Raw genomic sequence first — 249 nt, forward strand, 5'->3', positions numbered from 1 at the left:
GACGTGCACGCCGGGTTGGTGGGGTTGGCGCGTGAGTGCGGTGCGACGTTGTTCATGGTGCTGCGGGCGGGGTGGGCGGTGTTGTTGTCGCGGTTGGGTGCGGGCAATGACATCCCGGTGGGGACGGTGGTGGCGGGGCGGTCGGACGAGGCGCTGGACGAGTTGATCGGGTTCTTCGTCAACACGCTGGTGCTGCGGACGGACCTGTCGGGCGACCCGAGCGTCCGGGAGCTGCTGCGCCGGGTGCGC

General features: G+C 70.7%; 1 protein-coding gene. It reads left to right on the top strand.

Translation table 11 applies throughout. The features are described from left to right. Nucleotides 1-249, top strand: a 249-nt coding sequence (locus tag PUR71_RS30065) for a condensation domain-containing protein (protein WP_329930325.1), incomplete at both ends; no start/stop codon positions are given.

It is taken from the genome of Streptomyces sp. SP17BM10 (assembly GCF_036322405.1).
Classification (GTDB): Bacteria; Actinomycetota; Actinomycetes; order Streptomycetales; family Streptomycetaceae; genus Kitasatospora.